Annotated in this window: 20 protein-coding genes; 10 read left to right on the top strand and 10 right to left on the bottom strand. The window is 43.4% G+C overall.

All coding sequences use genetic code 11. From position 1 onward, the window contains the following. Positions 1 to 96: 96 nt before the first annotated feature. The 4 genes from QEP08_RS13205 (at position 97) to QEP08_RS13190 (ending at position 6,400) form a co-directional block, all read left to right on the top strand. Positions 97 to 555 carry a lipocalin family protein gene (locus QEP08_RS13205; protein ID WP_285058666.1) on the top strand — a complete coding sequence of 153 codons (459 nt, stop codon included), beginning with the start codon at positions 97 to 99 and terminating at the stop codon, positions 553 to 555. A 46-nt stretch (positions 556 to 601) separates the two neighbouring features. Continuing rightward, a complete protein-coding gene (dnaE, locus tag QEP08_RS13200; protein ID WP_285058664.1) occupies positions 602 to 5,026 on the top strand; it encodes a DNA polymerase III subunit alpha in 4,425 nt (1,474 codons plus the stop codon). Between the two features lie 71 nt (positions 5,027 to 5,097). Next, the gene (trxA, locus tag QEP08_RS13195) at positions 5,098 to 5,415 is read left to right on the top strand and encodes a thioredoxin (RefSeq protein ID WP_285058662.1); all 318 of its coding nucleotides are present in this window, start codon (positions 5,098 to 5,100) and stop codon (positions 5,413 to 5,415) included. Positions 5,416 to 5,479: 64 nt separating this feature from the next. Beyond that, the gene (locus tag QEP08_RS13190; RefSeq protein WP_285058660.1) at positions 5,480 to 6,400 is read left to right on the top strand and encodes a DUF58 domain-containing protein; all 921 of its coding nucleotides are present in this window, start codon (positions 5,480 to 5,482) and stop codon (positions 6,398 to 6,400) included. On the opposite strand, the gene QEP08_RS13185 is transcribed toward QEP08_RS13190, so the two are convergent. The 9 genes from QEP08_RS13185 to QEP08_RS13145 all read right to left on the bottom strand — a co-directional run bounded on the left by QEP08_RS13185 (position 6,378) and on the right by QEP08_RS13145 (position 14,659). Then, complete coding sequence (locus QEP08_RS13185; RefSeq protein ID WP_285058659.1) at positions 6,378 to 7,583, bottom strand: aspartate aminotransferase family protein; 1,206 nt, start codon at positions 7,581 to 7,583, stop codon at positions 6,378 to 6,380. The genes QEP08_RS13190 and QEP08_RS13185 overlap by 23 nt on opposite strands. Positions 7,584 to 7,600: 17 nt before the next feature. Next, positions 7,601 to 8,050, bottom strand: a complete 450-nt coding sequence (locus tag QEP08_RS13180; RefSeq protein WP_285058658.1) for a hypothetical protein — start codon at positions 8,048 to 8,050, stop codon at positions 7,601 to 7,603. Between the two features lie 11 nt (positions 8,051 to 8,061). Beyond that, the gene (locus QEP08_RS13175; protein WP_285058656.1) at positions 8,062 to 8,592 is read right to left on the bottom strand and encodes a hypothetical protein; all 531 of its coding nucleotides are present in this window, start codon (positions 8,590 to 8,592) and stop codon (positions 8,062 to 8,064) included. A 34-nt stretch (positions 8,593 to 8,626) separates the two neighbouring features. Continuing rightward, positions 8,627 to 9,187, bottom strand: coding sequence for an RNA polymerase sigma factor (locus tag QEP08_RS13170; RefSeq protein WP_285058655.1), 561 nt, complete (start codon positions 9,185 to 9,187; stop codon positions 8,627 to 8,629). 27 nt (positions 9,188 to 9,214) lie between these two features. After that, positions 9,215 to 10,174, bottom strand: coding sequence for a transketolase family protein (locus QEP08_RS13165; RefSeq protein WP_285058654.1), 960 nt, complete (start codon positions 10,172 to 10,174; stop codon positions 9,215 to 9,217). Between the two features lie 14 nt (positions 10,175 to 10,188). Next, entirely contained in the window at positions 10,189 to 11,034 is an 846-nt protein-coding gene (locus tag QEP08_RS13160) for a transketolase (RefSeq protein ID WP_285058653.1), read from the bottom strand. A gap of 190 nt (positions 11,035 to 11,224) precedes the next feature. After that, a complete protein-coding gene (locus QEP08_RS13155) occupies positions 11,225 to 12,646 on the bottom strand; it encodes a M16 family metallopeptidase (protein ID WP_285058651.1) in 1,422 nt (473 codons plus the stop codon). A gap of 2 nt (positions 12,647 to 12,648) precedes the next feature. Next, entirely contained in the window at positions 12,649 to 13,962 is a 1,314-nt protein-coding gene (locus QEP08_RS13150) for a M16 family metallopeptidase (protein ID WP_285058650.1), read from the bottom strand. Between the two features lie 568 nt (positions 13,963 to 14,530). Beyond that, positions 14,531 to 14,659, bottom strand: coding sequence for a hypothetical protein (locus QEP08_RS13145; RefSeq protein WP_285058648.1), 129 nt, complete (start codon positions 14,657 to 14,659; stop codon positions 14,531 to 14,533). A gap of 56 nt (positions 14,660 to 14,715) precedes the next feature. Between QEP08_RS13145 and QEP08_RS13140 the strand changes: the two genes are divergently transcribed. Then, positions 14,716 to 17,502: a glycosyl hydrolase gene (locus QEP08_RS13140; protein WP_285058646.1), complete on the top strand. Its 2,787-nt coding sequence runs from the start codon at positions 14,716 to 14,718 to the stop codon at positions 17,500 to 17,502. A gap of 31 nt (positions 17,503 to 17,533) precedes the next feature. On the opposite strand, the gene QEP08_RS13135 is transcribed toward QEP08_RS13140, so the two are convergent. Continuing rightward, positions 17,534 to 17,875, bottom strand: a complete 342-nt coding sequence (locus tag QEP08_RS13135) for a TfoX/Sxy family protein (protein WP_285058645.1) — start codon at positions 17,873 to 17,875, stop codon at positions 17,534 to 17,536. Between the two features lie 53 nt (positions 17,876 to 17,928). On the opposite strand from QEP08_RS13135, the gene QEP08_RS13130 reads away from it, so the two are divergent. The 5 genes from QEP08_RS13130 (at position 17,929) to QEP08_RS13110 (ending at position 25,456) form a co-directional block, all read left to right on the top strand. Next, positions 17,929 to 18,321: a hypothetical protein gene (locus QEP08_RS13130; protein ID WP_285058644.1), complete on the top strand. Its 393-nt coding sequence runs from the start codon at positions 17,929 to 17,931 to the stop codon at positions 18,319 to 18,321. Between the two features lie 101 nt (positions 18,322 to 18,422). Beyond that, the gene (locus QEP08_RS13125) at positions 18,423 to 19,025 is read left to right on the top strand and encodes a helix-turn-helix domain-containing protein (protein WP_285058643.1); all 603 of its coding nucleotides are present in this window, start codon (positions 18,423 to 18,425) and stop codon (positions 19,023 to 19,025) included. A 167-nt stretch (positions 19,026 to 19,192) separates the two neighbouring features. Further along, the gene (locus tag QEP08_RS13120; protein WP_285058641.1) at positions 19,193 to 20,203 is read left to right on the top strand and encodes a glycoside hydrolase family 26 protein; all 1,011 of its coding nucleotides are present in this window, start codon (positions 19,193 to 19,195) and stop codon (positions 20,201 to 20,203) included. After that, positions 20,203 to 23,628 carry a ThuA domain-containing protein gene (locus QEP08_RS13115; RefSeq protein WP_285058640.1) on the top strand — a complete coding sequence of 1,142 codons (3,426 nt, stop codon included), beginning with the start codon at positions 20,203 to 20,205 and terminating at the stop codon, positions 23,626 to 23,628. The genes QEP08_RS13120 and QEP08_RS13115 overlap by 1 nt, the downstream gene beginning before the upstream one ends. Positions 23,629 to 23,779: 151 nt before the next feature. Then, positions 23,780 to 25,456: a DUF5060 domain-containing protein gene (locus QEP08_RS13110; protein WP_285058638.1), complete on the top strand. Its 1,677-nt coding sequence runs from the start codon at positions 23,780 to 23,782 to the stop codon at positions 25,454 to 25,456. Positions 25,457 to 25,479: the final 23 nt, after the last annotated feature.

Raw genomic sequence — 25,479 nt, 5'->3', positions numbered from 1 at the left:
GCGTTTTAAAAAATGCTTTTGAAAACTTTATTGTATGTTGGGGGTTTTTATAATAAAGAATTTACATTTGCTTAACGCAAAAAGCTGAAGACTGTCATGGATAACAAACCGGTAAAAAAAGTTGATATTATGTCTTACGCTGGTAAATGGTATTCATTATATTCTATACCGACTTTCATGGATAAACACTGGCGTCAGACTACAGAGACCTATGTAATCCATCCCGATGGTTTTTATGCTGTTTTTACTAATTATAAAATACAGGGCCAGGATCAGCAAAAGTTCGTCAGGTCAAAACTGTTTGTAATTCGCGGTACTGGAAATGCAGAGTTTAAGGCACAGTATATATGGCCGTTTAGGGTCGACTACTGGGTCATCGAACTGGCCGATGATTACTCCTACGTTGTGATTGGACATCCTAAACAAAAGCACCTTTGTATCATGGCACGAAAGCCGGAACTGGACAAGGACCTGCTGGAAAAGATCATAGCACGCTGTGCAAAAAAAGGTTATGATACAGAGCGCCTGGTTTCTCAGGGTCATCATAAAAATTAGTTTTCAACCTCTCCCGTGATCGCTTTAAAAATACGTATTTTTGAGCATGTATTTGATTTTTGATACCGAGACGACAGGCTTGCCCCGCAACTATAATGCTCCCGTTACCGATACAGACAATTGGCCAAGGTGCATACAGATTGCCTGGCAGCTTCATGATGAATTCGGAAATCTGATAGAGAACCAGGATTATCTGGTAAAGCCTGATGGTTTCAATATCCCTTATGATGCCGAACGGATCCACGGTATTTGTACTGAGCTGGCGGATGAGCAGGGAATAGGGCTTGCCGAGGTTCTTGAAAAATTCAATACGGTCTTGTCCAGGGCGAAGTTTATTGTGGGCCAGAACATAGGCTTTGATGTAAACATTATGGGTTGTGAGTTTCACAGGATGGGCATCGAAAGCCCGATGTCGCAAATGCCTGTGCTGGATACCTGCACTGAGGTTACGGCGGAACTGTTGAAGCTTCCGGGAGGAAGAGGGGGAAGGTTTAAATTGCCCAATCTTACTGAATTGCATCAATATCTTTTTGGAGAGCCCTTTGCTGAGGCACACAATGCTACTGCAGATGTGGAGGCTACTACACGTTGCTTTTTACAGCTTTTAAAAACTGATGTTTTCAGGCCTGAGCAGTTGCTTGCCGATCAAAACTACCTGAAGCTTTTCAGGGAAAAGAACCCCGGTATAATTGGCCGGGCTGGTTTGACACATATCAACCTGAAAGCGGCATCTGATGACATCAGAAAACGTCTGAACAAGGGTGATGGAATTTCCAAACAAACACTTCAGGGCAACAAGGAAGAACTTAAAAATGCGGTCTTTGCGCATTTGCATAACCATACACAATTTTCAGTACTGCAGTCTACCATCAATATTCCTGACCTGATCAAAGCCACAGCGGCAATGAAAATGCCCGCTGTAGCCATGACGGATCACGCAAATATGATGGGGGCTTTTCATTTCGTGACACAGGTACTCAATCACAACAAAGGGGCAGAGGCCAAAAACGCTGCTGCGATTGAAAGAGGTGAAGAACCAACGGAGACGGTCATTAAGCCCATTGTAGGTTGTGAGTTCTTTGTTTGTGAAAATCATACGGATAAAAAGAGAAAGGATGACGGGTATCAGATGGTATTTTTGGCCAAAAATAAGAACGGCTACCATAACCTGGCAAAGCTGTCGTCGATTGCTTATACCAAGGGCTTTTATTATGTGCCCCGTATTGATAAAGATGTTGTTGAGCAGTACAAGGATGACATTATTGTGCTGTCCGGGAACCTGTACGGCGAGGTGTCCAGCAAATTGCTGAACATTGGCGAGCGTCAGGCTGAAGAGGCATTGTTGTGGTGGAAAGACAAGTTTGGGGCAGATTTCTACATAGAGATCATGCGTCACAACCAGGATGATGAAAATATTGTTAATGCTTCCCTGATCTCTCTTGCCCGCAGGCATGAGGTGAAACTGGTCGCTACCAATAATACGTATTATATCAATAAGAAGGATGCCAATGCGCATGATATTTTATTGTGTGTAAAGGATGGTGAGAAGCAGGCTACCCAGATTGGCCGTGGACGCGGATACAGGTACGGTCTTCCCAATCAGGAATATTATTATAAATCGGCTGAGGAGATGAAGGCGCTGTTTGCTGATCTTCCGGAGGCGATTGTGAATATCCGGGAGATCATTGACAAAACGGAGAGCTATAAACTGGCCCGCGAGGTATTGCTGCCTAAATTTGATATTCCGGAGGAATTCATCGTCCCGGAGGATGACAAAGATGGGGGCAAAAGAGGAGAGAACAAATATCTTCGCCATCTGACTTATGAGGGAGCTAAGAAGAGATACGGGGAACTGACCCCTGAAATTATTGAACGGCTGGATTTTGAACTGCAGACCATTGAAAAGACCGGTTACCCGGGGTATTTCCTGATTGTTCAGGATTTTATAGCAATGGCCAGGCAGCTTGATGTTTCCGTTGGCCCGGGCCGTGGTTCGGCGGCGGGCTCCGTAGTGGCTTATTGCTTATGGATCACTAATATTGATCCTATCAGATACGACCTGCTTTTTGAGCGTTTCCTGAATCCGGACAGGGTATCGATGCCCGATATTGACATTGACTTTGATGATGAGGGCCGCGGGCGTGTAATGGATTATGTGATCAGCAAGTATGGCTCAAACCAGGTTGCGCAGATTATTACTTATGGTACCATGGCAGCCAAATCATCTATCCGCGATACTGCCCGGGTATTGGATCTTCCCTTATTTGAGGCTGATAAGATTGCCAAGCTGATCCCCAATATGAAACTGGCCAAGATCTTCAACCTGGAGGAAAAGGTTTTGAAAGAGGCCCTGCGTGCGGATGAATACGAAAAGGTCGTGGAATTGAAGGCTATGGCAGGTATTAAAAACCTGAGTGCCGAAACCATATTGCAGGCGCAGATCCTGGAAGGGTCCCTGCGGAACACTGGGATCCATGCCTGTGGGGTGATCATTACCCCAAGCGATATCACCAACTTTGTTCCTGTGGCTACCGCTAAGGATTCTGATCTGTACGTCACCCAGTTTGACAACTCTGTGGTAGAGAGTGCCGGATTGTTAAAGATGGACTTTTTGGGGCTAAAGACCCTGACCCTGATTAAGGATACCGTAAAACTGGTGAAACTGGGCCATCATATAGATCTTGATCCTGATAATTTTCCTATTGATGATGTGAAAACCTATGAGTTGTTCCAGCGCGGTGAAACAATCGGGATATTTCAGTATGAGAGTAACGGGATGCAGAAATACATGAAGGAACTGAAACCGACTGTATTTGGTGACCTGATTGCCATGAATGCATTGTACAGACCGGGTCCGCTGGAGTATATTCCGAGCTTTGTCCGCAGAAAGAACGGTGAGGAAGAGATCAAGTATGACCTGGATGCCTGCGAGGAATACCTTAAGGAGACCTATGGGATCACTGTATATCAGGAGCAGGTGATGCTTTTATCGCAGAAACTGGCTGGATTTACAAAGGGCGAGGCTGATGTACTGCGTAAGGCCATGGGTAAAAAACAAAAGGATGTGCTGGATAAAATGAAACCTAAATTTGTCGCCCAGGCTGCGGAAAAGGGTCATGATCCGGTGACCCTGGAAAAAATCTGGAAAGACTGGGAAGCTTTTGCTTCTTATGCGTTCAATAAATCACACTCTACCTGCTACGCCTGGATTGCTTACCAGACTGCCTATTTAAAGGCCCATTACCCTGCTGAATATATGGCTGCGGTCCTGTCCAATAACATGAGCGACATCAAACAGGTGGCCTTCTTTATGGAAGAATGTAAGCAGATGGGTGTACAGGTCCTCGGCCCGGATGTCAATGAATCGGACATCAAGTTTTCTGTAAATGCACAGGGTGAGGTTCGTTTTGGATTGTCCGGTATCAAAGGTGTGGGAGAAAAGGCGGTAGAAAGTATCATCGAGGACAGGGTGACGAATGGATTGTATAAGGATGTATACGATTTTGCCCGACGGTCTAACACACGTACTGTAAATAAAAAGGCTTATGAAAGCTTTGTTTACAGTGGTGCATTTGATGGTTTTGGGCATCACAGGGCGCAGTATTTCTTCGTTGGGCCTAATGATAAAATGAATGGTACCGAGAAACTGATCAAATATGCGAACGATTTTCAGAACAATGAATCATCATCGCAGTCTTCACTGTTTGGCGGATCGGTAGCAGACCTCATACTCGAACCGGCGCTTCCGGTGGCTCCTGAATGGAGTCTTATAGATCGCCTGAAATATGAGAAAGATGCCATAGGAATCTTTTTGAGCGGGCATCCGCTGGACAATTATCGGCTGGAGCTGAGAGAGTTCTGTCAGCAGAAGGTGAGGCATTTGACTATTGTCAATAAAATAAGGACGGGAGACACCAATGAAGAGGTGCTCGCTGAATTTGAAAGCATAAAGAACCGGGAGCTGGTTGTAGGCGGATTGGTGGTCGTAGCTGCACAGCGTATGACCAAGACTGGAAAACCTTTTGGAACCATAGTTTTTGAGGATTATGACGATACTTGTGAACTGGCTTTGTTTGGTGATGACTTTATCAAATTCAAACAGTTCCTGACCGACGGATATTTTCTGCAGATCAGGGGCAGGGTAGCGGAAAGGTTTAGAAAAGAGGGTGACTGGGAGTTTAAGATCACTTCTATAAACCTGCTTTCTGAGCTCAGGGATAAGCTGGCCAAATGTGTAACTATCCAGGTTCCTATAGAAAGGATCAACGATGATTTTATGCGCCAGATCCATGCCATATTAGAAGACAATAAGGCAACTACAGATCAGCAAAACTGCCAGCTGCTCTTTGATATTTATGACAGGGAACAGAATGTCAATATAAAAATGCCCTCTAAGTCTGTGAAAATCAACCCTAATAACCACTTCCTCGAACAGTTGATCGCACTGAACGTTAATCCTAAGTTGAACTAATGTCATTTTGGCACGGCTCCGCTTGATGGCATTACAATTGATTATATATTTGTAAATAAAAAATAGAAATTATGGCATTGGAAATTACAGATGCAAACTTCGAGGAAGTTGTGTTAAAATCAGATAAACCCGTTTTGGTTGATTTTTGGGCAGAGTGGTGTGGTCCTTGTCGAATGGTAGGCCCGTCAGTAGACGAGATATCAAGAGAATATGAAGGAAAAGCAATTGTAGGTAAAGTGAATGTAGACAATAACCCACAGATCTCTACTCAGTTCGGAATCCGCAACATCCCCGCTTTATTGTATTTTAAAGATGGTCAGGTAGTTGACAAACAGGTTGGTGCTGTACCAAAATCAGTATTGGCAGGTAAATTAGATAAGCAGTTATAATAACCCGATATATACAGGTAAAAAAGCGTTCATAAGTTATGAACGCTTTTTTTATATTTACAGGATGCAGTCGCCCATTGATGAACAAGCTTTACACTTTAGTAGTAATCTGGAACTTCTGGCCAGACAGGTAGTAGAGGGCTTCATTACGGGCCTTCATAAAAGCCCTTTCCATGGTTTTTCTGTAGAGTTTGCAGAGCACAGGCTCTATAATAAAGGCGATAGTGTAAAAAATGTGGACTGGAAATTGTTTGCGAGAACAGATAAACTGTTCAGTAAAAGGTACGAAGAGGAAACTAATCTGCGCTGCCAGTTTATCATTGATGTCTCATCTTCTATGTATTTTCCTGTGGGTGAGTACAGCAAACTCAACTTTTCCGTCCAGGCGGTAGCGGCGCTGATCTATCTTTTGAAAAGGCAGCGGGATGCATTTGGTTTGAGCCTTTTTACTGATCATCTGGTATTGAATACTCCTGCAAAATCTACGGCCACCCATCAGAAACTCTTGTTCAGTCATCTGGAGCAGGTACTGAACTCAAAGAAAATGGATGTTAAGACCAATTTAGAGCAGGCTTTACACCAGATCGCAGAGCTGATCCACAAACGTTCGCTGGTGGTTATCTTTAGTGATATGTTAAGCACCTTCGACAATGAGAGCCATACAGAGGCATTGTTTTCCGCACTTCAGCATCTAAAATTTAACAAGCACGAGGTGGTGATCTTCAATGTTACAGATAAATCAAGAGAAGTAAATTTCGATTTTGACAGCCGTCCATATGAGTTTGTGGATATGGAAACCGGAGTAACATTAAAGGCGCATACTTCAAAAGTAAAACAGGAATATCTTTCCAGAATGAGCGGCTACAGGGAAGCCATAAGACTGAAATGTATTCAGTATAAGGTAGATATGATCGATGCAGATATTGCCGCAGGTTTTTACTCCGTGCTGCAGGGGTACCTGATCAAGAGGCAGAAAATGAGTTAGTAACTTCACTCACATTTTTCAGGATAACCCCACAAGCCCACCCGATCTCTTCTTTGCTAATGATCAATGGCGGGGCAATCCGCATGGAATTGCTGCAGTGCAGGAACCAGTCGCTGATCAGCCCATCCTTTATGCAAGCATCAATGACCTTTTTATTGGTCTCAAAGGTGTCAAACTCTACAGCAATCATCAGTCCTTTTCCCCTAACTTCTTTGATTGCAGGATGTTTCAATAGCATTTTGAAAAGCTGGCCTTTGGCTGCCACTTCTGCTATTATGTTTTCTGACTGAATGGTTTGCAGTGTAGCCAGTCCGGCGGCACAGCTTACGGGGTGGCCACCAAAGGTGGTGATGTGCCCCAAAATAGGATTTGTTGTAAAAGCAGACATAATCTCCATGGAGCTTATAAATGCACCTATCGGCATTCCACCACCAATTCCCTTAGCCAATAAAAGTATATCCGGAATAATGTCAAGATCTTCAAAACCGAACAATCTGCCCGTACGCCCGAATCCACACTGGATCTCATCAAGCACCAGTAAAGTACCTGTTTCCGAACACCGGTGTCTTAAAGCCTTAAAGTATGCTTTATCCGCAACCCTGATCCCTGCTTCGCCCTGTATAGTCTCAATGAATACTGCTGCAGTTTTTGCGGTGATAAGATCAAGATCACCAACCGCATTATAATTAATGAATTTGATATCTGGCAGCAACGGCCGGTAGGCCTGCTTGAATTCTTCACTGCCCATCAGGCTCAAAGCACCTTGTGTACTCCCGTGATAGGAGTTGTGACAGGATATGATCTCGGTCCGGTGAGTATGCCTTTTGGCCAGCTTCATCGCCCCTTCAACTGCTTCAGTACCTGAGTTTACAAAGTAAGTGCAGTCCAGTCCTGCAGGCAACACATCTGCCAGGGCCTTTGCAAAGTTCACCTGGGGACTCTGTACAAATTCTCCGTACACCATGATGTGCATATAGCTTTCCGCCTGATCCTTCACGGCCTTCACTACTGCAGGGTGACAATGACCTACATTGCTGACACCAATTCCCGCGATGAGGTCCATGTATTTTCTGCCGTCGGGATCATAAAGATACATCCCGCTGGCTTTAACGAATTCTAAAAGGAGTGGCTCTAAAGTAGTCTGCGCGTTATGCTGAAGAAATAACTGGCGTTGTGTAAGCATGAACGCAAAATTACAAATTAATTCCTTCCCGGCCTTCCGTTTCTGTATCTCGATAAGATCTCACGTTTAAAAGCTTCCTGCGCGCGGTAGTATTTCCCTACAATTTTAATGGGCAGACTGGCCTTCAGTTTATTGTAATATTTCCTTTCAAGGTTCAGCTCCTTTTGTTTCATGTTAAAATCATTGGCAATGAGCGTCTGGATCTGACTGTCTGACAACGTTTCGATCTCAGTGATCTTTTTGAAGCTGATCATTTTCTGAAAACGTTCCTTACGCAGCGCACCCTGCTCTTTCTCCCAGTCGTTGTAAATCGGCCAGAATATTTTTGCTTCCTCCGAAGAAAGACCAAGTTTTTCTGTAAGGTAAGCAATTTTATAAGTTTCAATCTCATTATGTCTGTCACTATGACCTTGCGCCGAAACAAAAAAAGGTAAAAAAAGTAGCGTTACAATAATTAGATTCTTCATTTTCGATTAAATTATAAATTCCCGGTCAGATCGTTTTGAGAGTAGTTGTTGAGGATATAGTTTTCCAGTGCCGTCTCTTTAGCTGTGGGTTTTTGTTGATCCTTATAATTGGCCTCAATGTGTTCAATGATCACTTCTTCATCAATATCAAATAGCATTTGCTCGGTAGCCGTCTCCGTATAATTGTTATTTTGAGTTGCCTTCTGCTCATTGATGTTGAAATAAACACCCATACCCGCAATGATTACGAAACATGCTGCCGACGCATATTTCAGTACATTTGAACGCCATAAACGAACGATCTTTGTTTGCCTTGACGCTGTAATCTGTTTAGCTGTTTTAGCAAGAATATTCAACTGCAATTGCTCAAAGTAATTTGGAGGTACCGTATGGCCGTCCACAGGCACTGACGCTCTGAGCCTTTCAGTAATCATTCTCGCCCGGATACTATCGTTCAATTCCTCAAAATAATTGGAAGGAGTAGTAAATCCAGCCTCTTTAATCCCCTTCATCCATTCACTATTTTCTAAATTTTCTTCCATTTCAAATATATTGATATATTAATTGGCAAAAGGTTTAAAAAGTGATGTCCTCATTTAGCATAAAAGTTTCAATTTTCTTCACCGCAATGTGGAAAGAGGCTTTCAGCGCACCCACACTAGTGCCTGTGATGGCTGCAATTTCCTCATATTTAAGGTCATCAAAGTATTTCATGTTGAAAATAAGGCGTTGTTTTTCAGGGAGCTTCAGAAGAGCCTTTTGCAATTTCATCTGGATCTTGTCGCCGTCAAAATAGGAGGAGGCGACAAGTGTTTCTTCCAGTTCTCCGGAGACCTCGTCGAGTGGTGTATTGTTTCGCTGTTTCTGTTTATTCAGAAAAGTGATGGATTCATTTGTCGCAATGCGATAGATCCAGGTATAAAGCTGGGAGTCGCTGCGGAAGTTTTCGAGGTTCTTCCAAACCTTAATGAATACATCCTGAACCAGATCATCTGTATCGTCGTGATCAATGACCAGCCGGCGTATGTGCCAGTAGATCTTTTGCTGGTATTTGTTTAAAAGCAGGTTGAAGGCTTCATCCCGAGTTTTTATATTTGAGAATTTCTCTAAAATCTCTGAATCTTCAACCTGCTTCATAAGCGATGTAATCGGGGCGTTTTAATACTATTTTTTAGCCCTTTTTATTACTTTTTGTGCGGCTTCCACAATATTTACGCTATCCAGTCCGTATTTGGTCATTAGCTGATCAGGAGTTCCGCTTTCGCCAAAGCTGTCATTTACGGCAACAAATTCCTGTGGAGCAGGCAGCTCAGTTGAAAGCAATCTAGCTACGCTTTCACCCAGTCCGCCATATTTGTTGTGCTCTTCGCAAGTCACTACACAGCCGGTTTTCTTTACTGATTTTAAAATGGCCTCTTCATCCAGAGGTTTTATGGTGTGGATGTTGATGATCTCGGCATCGATACCCAATTCAGCAAGTTTTTCACCTGCTTCAATTGCTTTCCAAACCATGTGTCCGGTAGCAATGATGGTTACATCTGTACCTTCATTGACCATCCAGGCTTTACCGATCTCAAATTTCTGATCAGGATCTGTAAACACAGGGATCACCGGACGGCCAAAGCGCAGGTAAACGGGGCCATGATGCTCAGCAATGGCAATAGTCGCTGCCTTGGTCTGGTTGTAATCACAAGTATTGATCACGGTCATACCCGGAAGCATTTTCATCAAACCTATATCTTCAAGAATCTGGTGGGTAGCGCCATCTTCTCCTAAAGTCAATCCAGCATGAGAAGCACAGATCTTCACATTTTTATCAGAATAAGCAACGGATTGGCGGATCTGGTCATAAACCCTTCCTGTAGAGAAGTTGGCAAATGTCCCAGTGAAAGGGATTTTCCCGCCAATGGTCAGCCCGGCTGCAATACCGATCATATTTGCCTCGGCGATACCGATCTGGAAAAATCGCTCAGGAAATTCCTTGATGAACGCATCCATTTTCAAAGAGCCCACCAGGTCAGCACAAAGCGCCACTACCTCAGGATTTTTCTGCCCGGCTTCCAATAGTCCGGCTCCGAAACCAGAGCGGGTATCTTTTTTTTCAGTGTATGTATACTTTTTCATTAGTTTCTTCTATCTTAATAATCTTTGTGGGTAGAGGTTAATTGAGCTAAAGCTGTTGCAAGTTGCTCGTTATTTGGTGCAACGCCGTGCCATTTGTGCGATCCCATCATGAAATCAACACCATAACCCATCTGGGTGCTCATTAAATTAAGGATTGGCTTGCCTTTACCCGTCAATGATTTTGCGTAGTGAAGTGCTTTCACGGTACTATCCATATCATTACCGTCAGAGTTGATTACCTGCCATCCGAAAGCTTCAAATTTAGCCTGCAGATTTTCGAGTGAAAGGACCTTTTCCGTTGGTCCGTCAATTTGCTGTCCGTTATAATCGACAGTAGAGATTAGGTTATCCACTTTATTGAAAGGCGCGTACATAATGGCTTCCCAGTTTTGTCCTTCCTGCAGTTCACCATCACCATGTAAAGAGTACACAATAGAATGATCATTATTTAATTTCTTTGCTTGTGCAGCGCCAATTGCCACAGACATGCCCTGTCCCAGAGAACCCGAAGCGATCCTGATGCCAGGAAGTCCTTCATGAGTGGTTGGATGGCCTTGCAATCTTGAATTTAATTTCCTGAAAGTAGCGAGTTCGCTTACATCAAAATAGCCTGATCTGGCTAATACACTATAAAAAACAGGCGAAATATGTCCGTTTGAAAGGAAGAAAAGATCCTCGCCTTTTCCGTCCATTTTGAAGTCAGTGTTGTGGTTCATCACTTCAAAATAAAGCGCGGTAAAGAAGTCAGCACAGCCCAGGGATCCTCCCGGATGGCCTGACTGGCAGGCATGTACCATTCTAACAATATCCCTTCTTACCTGAGCAGCGATATCTTCTAATTCATTAATTGTATGTTTCATTAATTGGGGTTGTTTATTATGACAAACTTATATAAAACTGGTTGGATATGCAATTTACAACTAGTTACTTATCCAATATGACTCTATTTTCACCAATAATGATGGTATTCTGCCAAACAGCAGAACCCCAATCCTGGCTGTTCTGCTGTGATAACCTAAATTACGATAAAAAGATCCGGGAATTTTCTTTTTATTCTTTGCCTGCCGCTAATGGTGTGGCATAGTTGTCAAATTGTTTGATATCAAATCCTGATTTTTTAAGTCCCGGCAAAAACTGATCAGTTCTTCCTACAATAACTACCCTGGCGTTGTCATGCAAAAAGTACTTTTTGCTGACGCGAAGAATATCATCTGCAGTAACCGCATTTAGTTTTTGCAAATATGTACGGTAAAAATCCTTTGGAAGGTTATTGATAAGTATGCTGCTCGCAAACCCCGCACCGCGGGCTGGGTTTTCCAGACCCAGCGCGAAAGAACCATTGTATAAGTTTTTTGCATCCTGAAGCACCTCGGGGCTAACTTTTTCCGTACGCATCACATTGATTTCTTTTAGAAATTCAACCACGGCACTATCCACTTTTTCATTCCGCACGGAAGCGGAAGCGCTGAAAGTCGATTGCAGTCTTCCTGAGCCCGTATTGGAATAAGCACCATAAGTAAAGCCATGTTTTTCGCGCAGGTTTCTAAAAAGTTTTGCATCCGCCCCGCCTCCCAGAATTTGATTTGCAAGCAGTACCGCATGATAATCGGGGCTGCTCAATGGCAATTCTATAAGATTGGTCACTGTTATCTCCGACTGAACTGCACTCGGTAAATCCACAACATCCACCTCGGTTTTGGCCGGGTTACTCACTTTGGCCAAAACAGGGAAAGTAAGAACAGTGCCCTTCCAGTCACCAAATGCTTTGATCGCCAGCGCCTTTGCCACTTCCGGTTTAATATCACCGACAAAGGTTAGATAGCCTCTTGAAGGTGTCACATATTTTTTATAAGCGGCTTTCACATCGTCCAGGGCAATGGAATTGATGCTTTGCTCGGTTTCAAACTCTCCATAAGGATGGTTCAGTCCAAATGAAAGGGCATTGACCACGCGTCCGGAAATGGCGGTTGCACTGCGCTCGCTGGATTTTAAATTGGTAAGGCTTTGTGATTTTAACTTGTCAAATGATTCCTGCGGAAAAGAAGGATTTCTCAAGGCTTCAGCCATTAATAAAAAAGCGTCGCTAAAATAGCGGGTCAGGGCAGAAGCCTGTCCTCCGCCTGCCGATACACCTACTTCTGCACCGATTTGATCGACAGCCTCATCGAACTGGGCCTTGGTTTTTGTAGTCGTACCCTCATTGAGCATGCCGCTCAGTAATCCGGTAACACCGGCTTTTGAACCCTCAGTGATCGGGCCTGCATCAATACTGTAACTTGCGGAAATCTTCGGTAATTTATGGTTTTCTACAACCAGAACAGTAATGCCGTTGGGTAATTTATAGATCACAGGATCGGCAAATGTGATGGTCGGTGCAGGTCCTGGTTTTGGTTTCTGGCTCCTGTCTAATTTCTGTGCTGATACTGCCTGAACAAACAGGGCAGCTATAGCAAATGTAAATATCTTCTTCATGTTTATTTCTTTGGCAGGTAATAAAGTACTACGCGCTGATCTTTGTTGAGGTATTTTTTGGCTACATCTCTGATCTCTTCGCGGGTGATCGATTTAATTTGTGCGAGCTGTTCGTTGAGATCATTCGTATTCTTGTTATGAAATGTATAGCCATTGGAAAGATTTTCGGCTACGCCGATCATTTTCGTATTGGCACTTACATACCCGTTCTCAAACTGGTTCTGCAGCTTTTTAAATTCAGATTCGCTGATCAGATCAGTCTGCAGGCGCACAACTTCGGCATCGATATCAGTCAATAGATCATTTAAAGGGGTGTTGTTGTTGGGAAGTGCCAGTGTAATGTATGCACCGTAGTCTTCCAGGGTATAATTGAAAGCAGCAACCTGTAAAGCGGTCTTTTTCTCATCGACCATTTTTGTGCTCAGTCTTGAACTTCCACCGCCGGACAAAATGGTGCTGACCATTTCCAGTACTTTATTTTCACGGCTTTTCATTCCCGGAACACGATAGGCTGCAAATATTGCCGGAATTTGGATATTTGCATCATATACCGTGTCCACAATTTGTCTGGTAACCGGTTTTAACCCGAAAGTTCCCTTAACCACCGGGATACCTTTTGGCACTTCGTTAAAATATTTAGCGACCAGAGCCTTTGTTTTTTCTATATCCAGATCCCCGGCAATTGTCAGTACAGCGTTGTTAGGCGCATAATATTTTTTAAAAAAAGCAATAAATTCATCCAGTTTCGCAGCATCGAGATGGGCCATTGAGCCTATCGGCTGCCAGCTGTACGGGTGCCCATCAAATAAATGAGCGAAGATGTTTTCTGCAAACTTACCATAGGGTTTGTTGTCGATACGCATGCGTTTTTCTTCTTTAACCACCTCATTTTGAGTTTTAACACCGGCATTGTCAATTTTCGGGTGAAGCATACGTTCGCTTTCCAGCCATAGCCCAAGCTCGAGCTGATTTGAAGGGAAAACCTCATAGTAAAAAGTCCTGTCCTGTGAAGTGTTGGCATTGTTCTGCCCACCGTTGCTGCTTACGATCTTCATAAAATCTCCGCGCTTCATGTTTTCACTGCCTTCAAATAAAAGATGTTCAAAAAAGTGGGCAAAGCCTGTTCTTTCAGGATCTTCATCCTTAGAGCCGACATGGTACATTACCGAGACGGCCACCACCGGAGCTGTTTTGTCCTGGTGAAGAATTACATGCAAGCCATTGTCCAGGTCATATTCGGTAAACTTTACCTGTTGGGCATTCACAGCCAGGCACAATCCCGAAAGAACGAGAGTACACAAGAATTTATTTTTCATTTTCTATAACCAATTGATGGAATTTAATAAGGTAAAAATCAATATTTCAGTTTATAATAGCAATGAAGATAATTAAATCCGTAAATTTTACGGATATCATCAAAATAAATGAATTATATACGGTTTTGGACTGTGCCAGGCTATTATAATGCTATTTTTTTCAACAAATAAGTATTTATGTCCGGGGCATCCAAGAAAATATAGCATCAAGGACAGCCGCTGTTTCCTATGAGGAAATAGCTCCATCCATTCAGCATCGGACAAGTAAACAAGCAGAATCCAGTAATCGTTAGCTTAAATCATCAAATATCAGTATAGATACAGTTGTTAATAACAACAATATATTTATTAATAAAGTTCATATAAATACCTGAATTAAATTACTGTTAAATTACCCTTTGCCTACCCTTGAGTTACCATTGATATACCATATAGGGTAATGCAACAGTAAGTCAAGGGTAATTCAAGGGTATTCTAATCTTGTTATTTACCTGAATTTTATATGAGCTATGACCGATTTTATTCTGACTTTGTCTTATACTTGTCGCATACTTGCCCCTATATTGAGTTAGTTTACTAATATGCCAGCCATTGAAGTTCCCTGGGCATCCGCCAGTTGTTTCAAGGTAGGATGGGTATATCCGGTCTCAGTGAAGAACTCAGTAGAATGGCCGCCAAAGAAATAGAGTTCCGGCAAAAGTTTTGAACGAGAACGACAATTAAATTAGATATGACTAAATTGTATTTTAAATAATGAAGATTAGATCAGCTTTAATTGCACTTGGCGTCTTTGCATTTTTACTAAACTCCGCAATTGCACAAGATAAAACTGAACCAGCCGGGCCATGGCCCGTAGTGGAGAAACAGATGAAACCCTGGACCCGTTGGTGGTGGATGGGTAACGCGGTAGATGAAGCTAATATCAGTAAAGTACTCACTCAATATCAACAAGCCGGTATTGGAGGTGTTGAAATTACTCCAATATATGGAGCGGTGGGTTTCGAGAAAAGATATATTGAGTTCCTGTCACCCAAATGGATGGACATGTTGCGTTATACCGTTCAAAAATCCAATGCACTTGGAATGGGAGTAGACATGAATACTGGCACAGGCTGGCCTTTTGGCGGCCCATTGGTAAAGCCCGAACATGCTGCAACGAAGCTGATTGTACAGCGGTATGAAGTTAAATATGACCAAAAGCCAGGTGAAGCCATTAAAGTGAAAGAATCCAAGCAGGACGCTGCGACACTACAGGCGGTTACAGCCTATAGCAATAATGGCAAGATATTGGATTTATTGAATAAAATTGATGCGAAAGGAATATTAAACTGGACAGCGGATCATGGAAACTGGCAGATCTACGCTGCTTTTGCCGGCAAGACCCGCCAAACGGTAAAACGGGCGGCCCCTGGCGGGCAAGGTTTTACACTGGATCATCTGGATAAAAGTGCAGTAACGGATTATCTGGGCCGGTTTGATAATGCTTTTAGCCACAAACCGCAGGGAGTAAGGGCCTTTTTTAACGATAGCTATGAGGTCTATGGTGCGAACTGGACGCCCACTTTTTTTAAAGAATTTTCGAAACGCAGAGGCTATGACTTAAAGAAACACCTGCAGGAACTCGCTGGGGGAGATACTCTGAGCGAACATGTAGCCCGGCTAAAATCAGATTACAGAGAAACAATGAGTGACCTGTTGCTGGATAATTTTACCAGCAACTGGACTGCATGGACACGTCAATATGGGTCTGTCACCAGAAACCAGTCGCATGGCTCACCGGGAAATCTGCTGGATCTTTATGGAGCTGTCGATATTCCGGAAACGGAAACCTTTGGTTCCAGTCGATTCTCCATTCCGGGCCTTCGCAGAGACAGTACTGATGTCCGCAATGTAGATCCGGATCCAATGATGTCGAAATTTGCTTCATCGGCAGCACATACGAGCGGTAAACGCCTGGTCTCTTCAGAAACTTTTACCTGGCTGACCGAACATTTTAAAACTTCGTATTCGCAATGTAAGCCGGAAGCAGAACAACTATTTATTGCCGGAGTAAACCACATCTTTTTTCACGGCACAACTAACTCGCCGGAAGATGCGGGATGGCCGGGCTGGTTGTTCTATGCTTCCGCGGAGTTTAATCCGAATAACAGTTTGTGGCCTCAGATTAACGGAATGAATGATTATCTGACCAGATGCCAGTCTATACTTCAGGCAGGTCAGTCAGACAACGAACTGCTCATCTATTGGCCGGTATACGATGTCTGGAATCATGCAAAAGGAATGGATATGGCCATTAAGGTTCATAATATCGATGAGTGGCTGCACCCAACAACTTTTTATAAGTTGTCAAAAGAACTGGCTAAATCCGGTTACGCTTTTGATTTTGCCTCAGATCGGTTGTTAATGCAATCTGCTGCTCAAAATGGCCTGATCAGTACTTCTGCGAGTGCTTCCCCTTATAAAGTTTTGATCATTCCCGAATGTGCAGTAATTAGTCTGGAAACACTAAATAAGGCAATCCAACTGGCGAACGATGGCGCAACGGTCATCTTTCAGCAATTGCCAAAAGATGTTCCGGGTCTGCACAAACTGGAAGAGCGCAGGGAAAAGCTAAAAACAGGACTGGCAAAATTAAAATTTGCTGATCAGGGGAACGGTATCAAGCAATTTAAAATTGGAAAAGGTATAATATTACTCGCATCTGATGTTAAAAAAGCATTGGAAAAACGGGCTGTAAAACGCGAGGCAATGACTGATGCCGGCCTGCAATTTATTCGCCGCAGTTTTGCCGGTGGTAAATATTATTATATCGTTAACCATACCGCTGCAAACATTGATGCAGAATTACCGGTTAATGTCAATGGAAGCACACTGATGATGGACCCGCAAAGCGGAGCATCCGGACTTGCTGCAACTCATGTAGAAAACGGGCAGATGAGGGTAAGACTGCAAATGCAGTCCGGTGAAGCTATGATTTTAAAGATCACAGACGAACCAAATACTGGTGCTTCATCCTGGATTTACTTAAATAAACCGGCTAAACAAATGGAGTTGGATAATGCCTGGTCGCTGAACTTTACGGCGGGCGGCCCTGAGTTGCCGGCCATGCGAAAATTGAATAAACTTATCTCCTGGACAAGTTTAGGAGATCCTAAACTCCGGAACTTTTCGGGAACCGGCGTGTACACCAGCAATTTTACGCTCGATACTAAAATTGCAAAGGAGTATGTACTCAGCTTAAACCGTGTAGATGAAAGTGCGCGGGTTTGGATAAACGGAAAAGAGATTGGGATTTTATGGAGTATTCCCTTCCGGGCCCGTATAGGCCAATACCTGAAAACGGGGAACAATACCATTAAGGTTGAAGTTGTAAATCTGATGGCCAACAGAATCCGGTATATGGACAAAAACAAAATCATTTGGAAAAATTATCATGAAATCAATTTTGTTGATATCAATTATAAGGCTTTCGATGCTTCGAAATGGTCAATAATGTCTTCGGGTTTGACAGGCCCTGTTACCATTACGCCGTATTTATAGATTTTAACCTCTTGCGGACATTTATAGCTTATTAGCTTTTTTTCTTTGACGATTTGGCTTTAGGATTAAACTCCAGGCACAGGTCTACCCAATGCTTTAGTTTATTTTGGTAATCAAAGGCTACATCTTCTACATAAACATAGTCTTTCATCAGACGGCCGTTGTTCATCATGTTCCTGCAATTTCCTTTTTCCAGTGCTGTCTCTACTTTCTCAGCGCCGATGCGACACAACAGCTCTGTCCCTGAAACGCAGATACACATTTTATCATCCACCATAAAACATATTCCGCTGAACATTTCCTTTTCAGTTACATCTTCACGGACTGAGAGCAATTCCCGTACGCGATCAGCCAGTTGTTGATCATAAGCCATAGTTTGTGTTTTGAATGACTGTCCTATTCAAATATAATGTATTATTTTTGGGTATGGCCCAGTTAAAAATTGAATATTCTAAGGAGGATTATCCATCATTTGAAAACGAAATTCCTGACTTTTTGAATAAGGTGCTGCCTTTAGGAGAAAAAGAGGTACTTAACCCGGAAAATGAGCTTGTTAATCTGTTGTTATCCTATCATTCTGATGATGGCGGTGCGGTCACTGTAACCAGGGTAAAGCTGGATTGGGTAAAATATGATCCGGAAAAAAAGACAGGAAAGATTGGGTTTAAATACCATTTGGCCTGGCACTACGCCTGTACTTACAGTGATAGGGATTACGAAAAGAATGATAAGATCGACTTTGTGATTGATCATGGGGCTGGACTTATTATTTTGACTTTCCTGGACTTGAACACAAGGTCAACGGCTGAGGAATTTTAAGTATAGGTGATCTGGACAGATATGTCGTAAATATGCCGCAAACAAGCCGTAAGGAAAAAATAGCACCCTGACATACCTTTACGGCAACAAAATATAGAAAGATGAAAAATACAGAATTAGCGCAAAAAATTAAGGAGCTGCGTACCCGTAAGGGATTGAGCCAGGAAAAACTGGCTGAGACTGCTCAAATTAACCTGAGAACAATTCAGAGAATTGAGGGCGGTGAAACTGAGCCAAGGGGTGATACATTGAAGCGGATAGCGAATGCCCTAAATGTTACTCCTGATGAACTGATAGACTGGACGGAACAGGAAGATAAGGGACTTTTAGTCTTTCTAAACCTTTCAGCACTGAGTTTTATTGCATTTCCGCTGTTGGGGGTTATTGTCCCGCTTGCGATCTGGATTTTAAAGAAAGATAAGATTACCAATACAAATGAAATAGGAAGGCGTCTGCTGAACTTTCAAATTTCCTGGTGCCTGATCCTATTTTTAAGTTATGCGATTTTCTTTTTTAGCATGATTTTACACATAAGAATCCCACTTCCTGACATTTCAATAATGAATTTGGGTGGTATGGAATTACTAATATTAATGTTTCCGGTTTTCTACCTGGTTAACATTATATTTATTGTGGTCAACAGCATCAGGAGTTATAATGGGAAAAGTGTGTTTTACCGCCCTGCGTTTAGATTCCTGAAATGACCGGGGGGGCAGCGCTTTATTGCTATCTTCCATTATAAACTTGTTTTCCCATCGCAACGGTATCTGTTCAAAAATCTTTTAACTACTGGTTTTTGTTAAAAAATCATTAATATCATAAGATTAAGTCTTGTAGCTTTGATAAGACTACTGACCAAATTACCGACCAAATGAAAACACTAAACCTGTTGCTGTTATTTTTAGGATTAACCTTTGCTGCCAGCGCCCAGTTTAACTTGAAGAAAAGACCTGCTGAGGTGAAGCATACTAAATTCAAAACACTGGACCTGCTGTATAAAATTTCAGGTAAACAGACCATTTCAGGGATCCATAACCGGGAGCCCAATCAGAAACCTGCAGCCTGGACTGACGAAGTGTTTAAAGTGACTGGCAAGTATCCTGCACTGTGGAGCGGAGATTTTCTTTTCCAGGCAGACAATATCAACAACAGGCAGATCATGATCAACGAAGCAATGGCCCAATGGAAAAAAGGAGCGCTGATCAATATGATGTGGCATGCCTGCAGCCCTGCACTTGAGGAGCCCTGTGGCTGGGATAAGAAAGGCGTATTGAGTAAAATGACAGATGAACAGTGGAAGGAATTACTGACAGATGGAACCAGGGTCAATGCAAAATGGAAAAAGATGATGGACGAAGTCGCGGGTTACCTGCAGCAGCTGGAAGATAAAGGTGTAGAGGTGATGTTCAGGCCTTTACATGAGATGAACCAGGGCGTATTCTGGTGGGGAGGACGGCCCGGAGAGAACGGGACAAGGAAATTATACAAACTGACACATGACTACTTTACCAAAACCAAAGGACTGACCAACCTCATCTGGGTATGGGACATACAGGATTTTGGGACACTTGAAAACGATGCTGTGGTTTACAATCCCGGTGAAGAATACTGGGATGTCCTCGCCCTCGATATATATGATGATAAAAGTGGCTTTAGCCGTGAGAAGTATAATATTATGGTCGCCGCGGCAAAAGGTAAACCCATAGCCATTGGCGAATGCCAGAAGTACCCGACGGCAGAATTGCTGGCCCGGCAAAATAAATGGACCTTCTTCATGGGCTGGTCGGAATTGGTATTTAAATACAATACCAATGAGGAGATCAGCAATCTCATTAAAGCACCAAACGTGCTGAGCCTGGATGAACTGAAAAACCTTAAGTGATGAAGTATTTACTGCTTTTTATAACAGGCATACTGCTGCTTGCAGGTACGATGCGTCAAAAAATACAGAAATCCCGTGTCCTGGTGTTCTCAAAAACGCTTGGCTGGAGGCATAGCTGCATTCCTTATGCTATTGCGGCAATTCAGAAGATTGGGGCTGAAAATGGATTTGATGTGGATACTACTACCAATGCAGCTATGTTTACAGACGAACAGCTAAAAAAATACAACGCCGTCATATTCAACAGCACTTCCGGCAATGTACTAAACAACATCCAGCAGACGGCTTTTGAAAGATACATCCAGGCAGGCGGTGGTTTTGTGGGCATCCATGGTGCGGCAATTACTGAATATGACTGGCCATGGTACGGACAGTTGATGGGTGCTTTCTTCGCTCACCACCCCAACAATCCGAATGTACGCAGGGGAGTTATTGACATTGTCGACAAGCAACATCCGGCTACCGAGAACCTGCCCGACAGATGGGAGCGGGCAGACGAGTGGTACAACTATACTTCATTTTATCCTGGGATAAAAGTGCTTGCAAACCTGGACGAAAACTCCTACGACGGAGGTACTCATGGCTCAAAACATCCGATTACGTGGTCTCATGAGTATGACGGTGGAAGGGCTTTTTATACCGGTGCTGGGCATACTGATGAGAGTTGTTCTGACCCCACTTTCCTAAAGCAATTAATCGGCGGCATCAAGTATGCTATTGGAGATGCAAAGCCGCTAAACTATGCTAAAGCTTATTCAAAAGTAATGCCCGAGCAGAACCGCTTCATAAAAACCACATTAACAGCACGCCTTGCATCACCAATGGAGCTTGCAGTAGCCGGAGATGGACGTATTATGTATACCGAGCTTTTAGGGAATCTGCATGTTTACAACAGCAAGACTAATAAACTTACGCTTGCGGGCAAACTACCTGTGAGCAATCTGGGCGGCACTGGACTGATAGGCCTGGCACTCGATCCGGATTTTGATACCAATCAGTTTATTTATTTGTATTACGCACCTGCCGGGCAGACAGAAGAGCCGATAGACTTTCAGTTGAGCCGCTTTGTGCTAAATAAGGCAAGCCAACTGGAACTGGCTACAGAGAAAATATTGTTGAAAGTACCCGTTCAAAAGAACAGTGGCTCGCATCATGGAGGATCAATAGCGTTTGATAAGAACGGCAATCTTTATTTATCTACCGGCGACAGCACTACGCCCTTCCCATCTGAGGGTTATTCACCACTTGATGAACGTTCCGATCCGCAATATTACAGTCAGGACGCACAGCGTGGTGCCGGTAATACCAATGATTTAAAAGGCAAGATATTGCGGATCCATCCTGAAGCAAACGGTACATACACAATCCCTAAAGGCAACCTTTTTCCTGCAGGGACGGAAAAGACTAGACCAGAGATCTATGTAATGGGCGCTCGTAATCCATACCGCATTGCAGTAAACCCCAAAACTTCTGCCTTGTATTGGGGTGATATCGGCCCAGATGCCGGAGTAGACGGTGTACGCGGACCAAGGGGCTATGATGAGATCAATCAGGCAAAGAAAGCGGGCAATTATGGTTGGCCATATTTCATTGGTAATAATTTTGCGTATACTCATTGGGACTTTGAGAACAAAAAACCGAGAAGGCTATTTGATCCCCTTAAGCCTCTAAACACTTCTCCTAATAATACCGGACTAAAAGAATTGCCACCAGCACAGCCAGCAATGATTTGGTACCCTTATGCTGCCTCAAAGGAATTCCCTGAGTTGGGGACCGGTGGAAGGTGCGCCATTGGCGGTGCCTTTTACAGCTATGATTCTGCATCTAAGTCACCTGTCAGATTTCCAGAGTATTACGATGGGACATTGTTTATTGCAGATTGGATGCGCAACTGGGTATTTGCCTTGCGGTTTGATCAGCAGGAAAACTACCGGAGAAGCGAAGCGTTTATGAGTTTAAATGGCGACTTCAGACGGCCAATAGATATGGAATTTGGTAAGGATGGCGTCCTGTATATGCTAGAATACGGTTCGGTATATGGAGTAGACAATTCTGACGCAAGGCTCGTAAAGATAGAGTACAACAGGGGCAACCGAGCTCCAATAGCCAAAGCAAGTGTGGTGGATACAGCGGAGATGGCTGCAATAGATAAAAGGGTATTTCTCACTTCCGAGAAAAAGGAGTTTGAGGTACATAAGGCAGCTGCCGGACAGGTACCGCTAACTTTAAAATTCAGTAGTCAGGGCAGTCTTGATCCGGATGATGATGACCGGCTGACTTACGAATGGTTGATAAACGGCGTCAGTAAGGGGGTTAATAAATCTGAGACCCGATATGTATTCACAAAACCGGGTACTTACAAAGTGGTACTGAAGATCAGCGATAATCAGGGTGCATCAGCATATGATACCCTTACTGTAAAAGCTGGGAACACCCCGCCAAAGGTCAAAATTCTGAGCAAGGTAAACACTTGCTTTTTCTGGAAGAATGAGCCATTCCATTTCAATATAGAAGTGGCAGATGCAGAAGATAAGGTCCTGGATCCGAAGCGGATGGCTGCAACTTATATTTACCGGAGTGAACCGCTAATGGTTTCATCGGTTGTAAATGGTCAGGCTGCGCAGCAGGCTTATTCCGGCAAGGCATTGATGGCTGCAAGCGATTGTAAGGCCTGTCACCAGGTAAAGGCTCCTGCCGTAGGTCCTAGTTTTACCGCCATCGCCAACCGGTATAAGCAGCAGCAAGGCTCTTTAGATAAGCTTGCCGAAAAGATTATAAAGGGAGGAGGCGGTAATTGGGATAAGATGCATGTGATGAGCGCCCACCCGCAGATTTCAGATACGGATGCAAAAGAAATTGTCAAGTACATCTTTTCGCTGACAGATAAGAAGAAACCTACCACTCCAATCAAGCTTGGAAAGACAGGTTCACTGCAACTCGAATCTTATGAGGACGAACCACAGGGGATGTATGAGTTTAAAGCAACCTACACAGATAAAGGTTACAAAAATATGGGGCCATTGAGCAGTACAGATAAAATCATTTTGCGCAGTGCAACCCAGCAGGCGGTATTCGCAGATGCCCACCCAGGCTTCCCGCGTTTTCGCAACAGCCTTTCTGAGGCTGGTAACAAAGCTTTTCTTTTGTTCAAAGACATTGATCTAAGTAACATCAACAGATTTGTATTTAATTATTCTTCGGAAAGCAGGGACGGCGAGATCCTCGTTCGCATGGATTCGCAGGTAGGCCCAATCATCGGCCGTGTGACGTTTACTCCAACGGGATCATTCGACAAGTTTAAGGATCTGGAGGCAAAACTGTTAAAAAAGATCAATGGAAAACATCATCTGTATTTTGTAATTACCAGAAGCAAACTGCCCGACGACAGGCTTATAAAACTAAATACCGTCAGTTTTGAGCGGTAGCCGTCTCGTGGTCTTTTATTAAAACCATTGGTATTATATAAGTAAATGTTAAAATCCTACTAATAGGTAGTATTGGCTTCCTGTATCTTCGCATATGATCAAATATTTTTAACCTTGGGTTGATTACCACCTTAGCTTACGAACGAACCACATGAAAACTATTACCAAAAATCTAGTGCTTGGCCTGCTTCTGCTTTCGGCTAGCCCTGCATTGGCCCAAACCAATATCAAAAGCTTCCGCATGACCAGTAAGACTGTAAAGCAGTTTGAAAAGGCAGAGTGGAATATAGAAGTGGAAGCCTCTTTTAGCAATCCTTTCCTGCAAGAGGACATCGCGGTTGACATGATGCTTACTTCACCTTCGGGCAAAAAGCTGGTCTTGCCGTGTTATTTTGAAAGCAGCGGGCGGGTTCAGGGGGCTATGTGGAAATCCCGTTTCCTCCCTCAGGAAAAGGGAAAGTACAACTACTATTTCCAACTGCGTAAAGATGGAAAAGAGATTGAGTCCAGGCAGGCTACATTCGTGGCACTTAAATCCAACGGCAAAGGCATCCTGCATTTACGTGACAACTGGACATTTAAGTTTGATAACGGGGCGCCTTTCCGCGGTATAGGCGAGAATATTTGTTGGGAGTCGCGCGCAGAAGACGACTCCAAATTCTTCAAAGAGCTCCATGAAAAGGAAAAATACAATTACGAGTACCTGCTGCCCAGGTTAGTAAAGAACGGAGGTAACTATTTCCGTACCTGGATTTGTTCCTGGAACTTGCCCCTCGACTGGAAGAATGGCATAAATAACCATAGATACCAGAATTCAGAAGAATATTTCAACCCAAGTGCGGTCAGGAAAATGGATCGGTTGGTGAATTTGTCAGATTCACTCGGCCTATTTATGATGCTAACGCTCGGACAAGGTACGCACGATGCCAAACATGGACGTTACGCTGTTTCTACCCCGGAATTTTTTGTTAATGAACAAGCAAAAGCGCAATACAAGAATCGTCTGCGTTTCATTGTTGCCAGATGGGGATATAGTCCGGCGATCGGTGCCTGGGAGTTTTTTAACGAGATCGACAATGTACAGTTCAGGAATGCCGGCAACCCGATTCCTGCACAGCATATAGTGCAGTGGCACGACGAAATGAGTACCTACCTAAAGCAAATAGATCCTTACCAGCACCTCGTAACTACCAGTATATCCCACAGGGATCTGGAAGGATTGAATTCCTTGAAGAACATCGACTTTAATCAGAAACATATCTATAAAAACAACAGAGCGCTACCGACTACGATCGTCAAGTACTCAGAAGAGTTTAAGAAGCCATATGTGATAGGCGAATATGGCTATGAATATGATTGGTCGAAGAACTTCAACCTCTTTGGCGATGAAATGGACAGTGATTTTAAAAGAGGTTTATGGTACGGACTTTTTTCACCTACACCAATATTACCTTTGTCATGGTGGTGGGAATTTTTCGAAGACCGAAGAACCGATACCTACATCAAACGCGTACGTGCCATTCAGGACCAAATGCTCGCAGCCGGCAATGGCTCGTTTAAAACACTGAGTGCTTCCAGTGAAACGCCCCGGGTGGAGGTGTATGCGGTAAAGTGTGGCGCTAAAACATTCGTTTATGTTTATAATCCGGCCAATACTGCTGTGAATCCCGTAATTAATGTGGATGGAACAAACACCGTAAAAGCGATCAAAGTATATGATTGCGAATCAGGCAAATACACTGATGTAAAGCTTACATCGTCATCCAACGGACTACAAATCAAGAACATGGAGCTTTCGCCTAATTCAGATAAGGTCTTTATTTTTTAAAACCGCTTATTACAGATAAACCA

This window comes from Pedobacter ginsengisoli, assembly GCF_030244015.1.
Classification (GTDB): Bacteria; Bacteroidota; Bacteroidia; order Sphingobacteriales; family Sphingobacteriaceae; genus Pedobacter; species Pedobacter ginsengisoli.
This window is presented reverse-complemented; position numbering and strand designations above follow the sequence as displayed.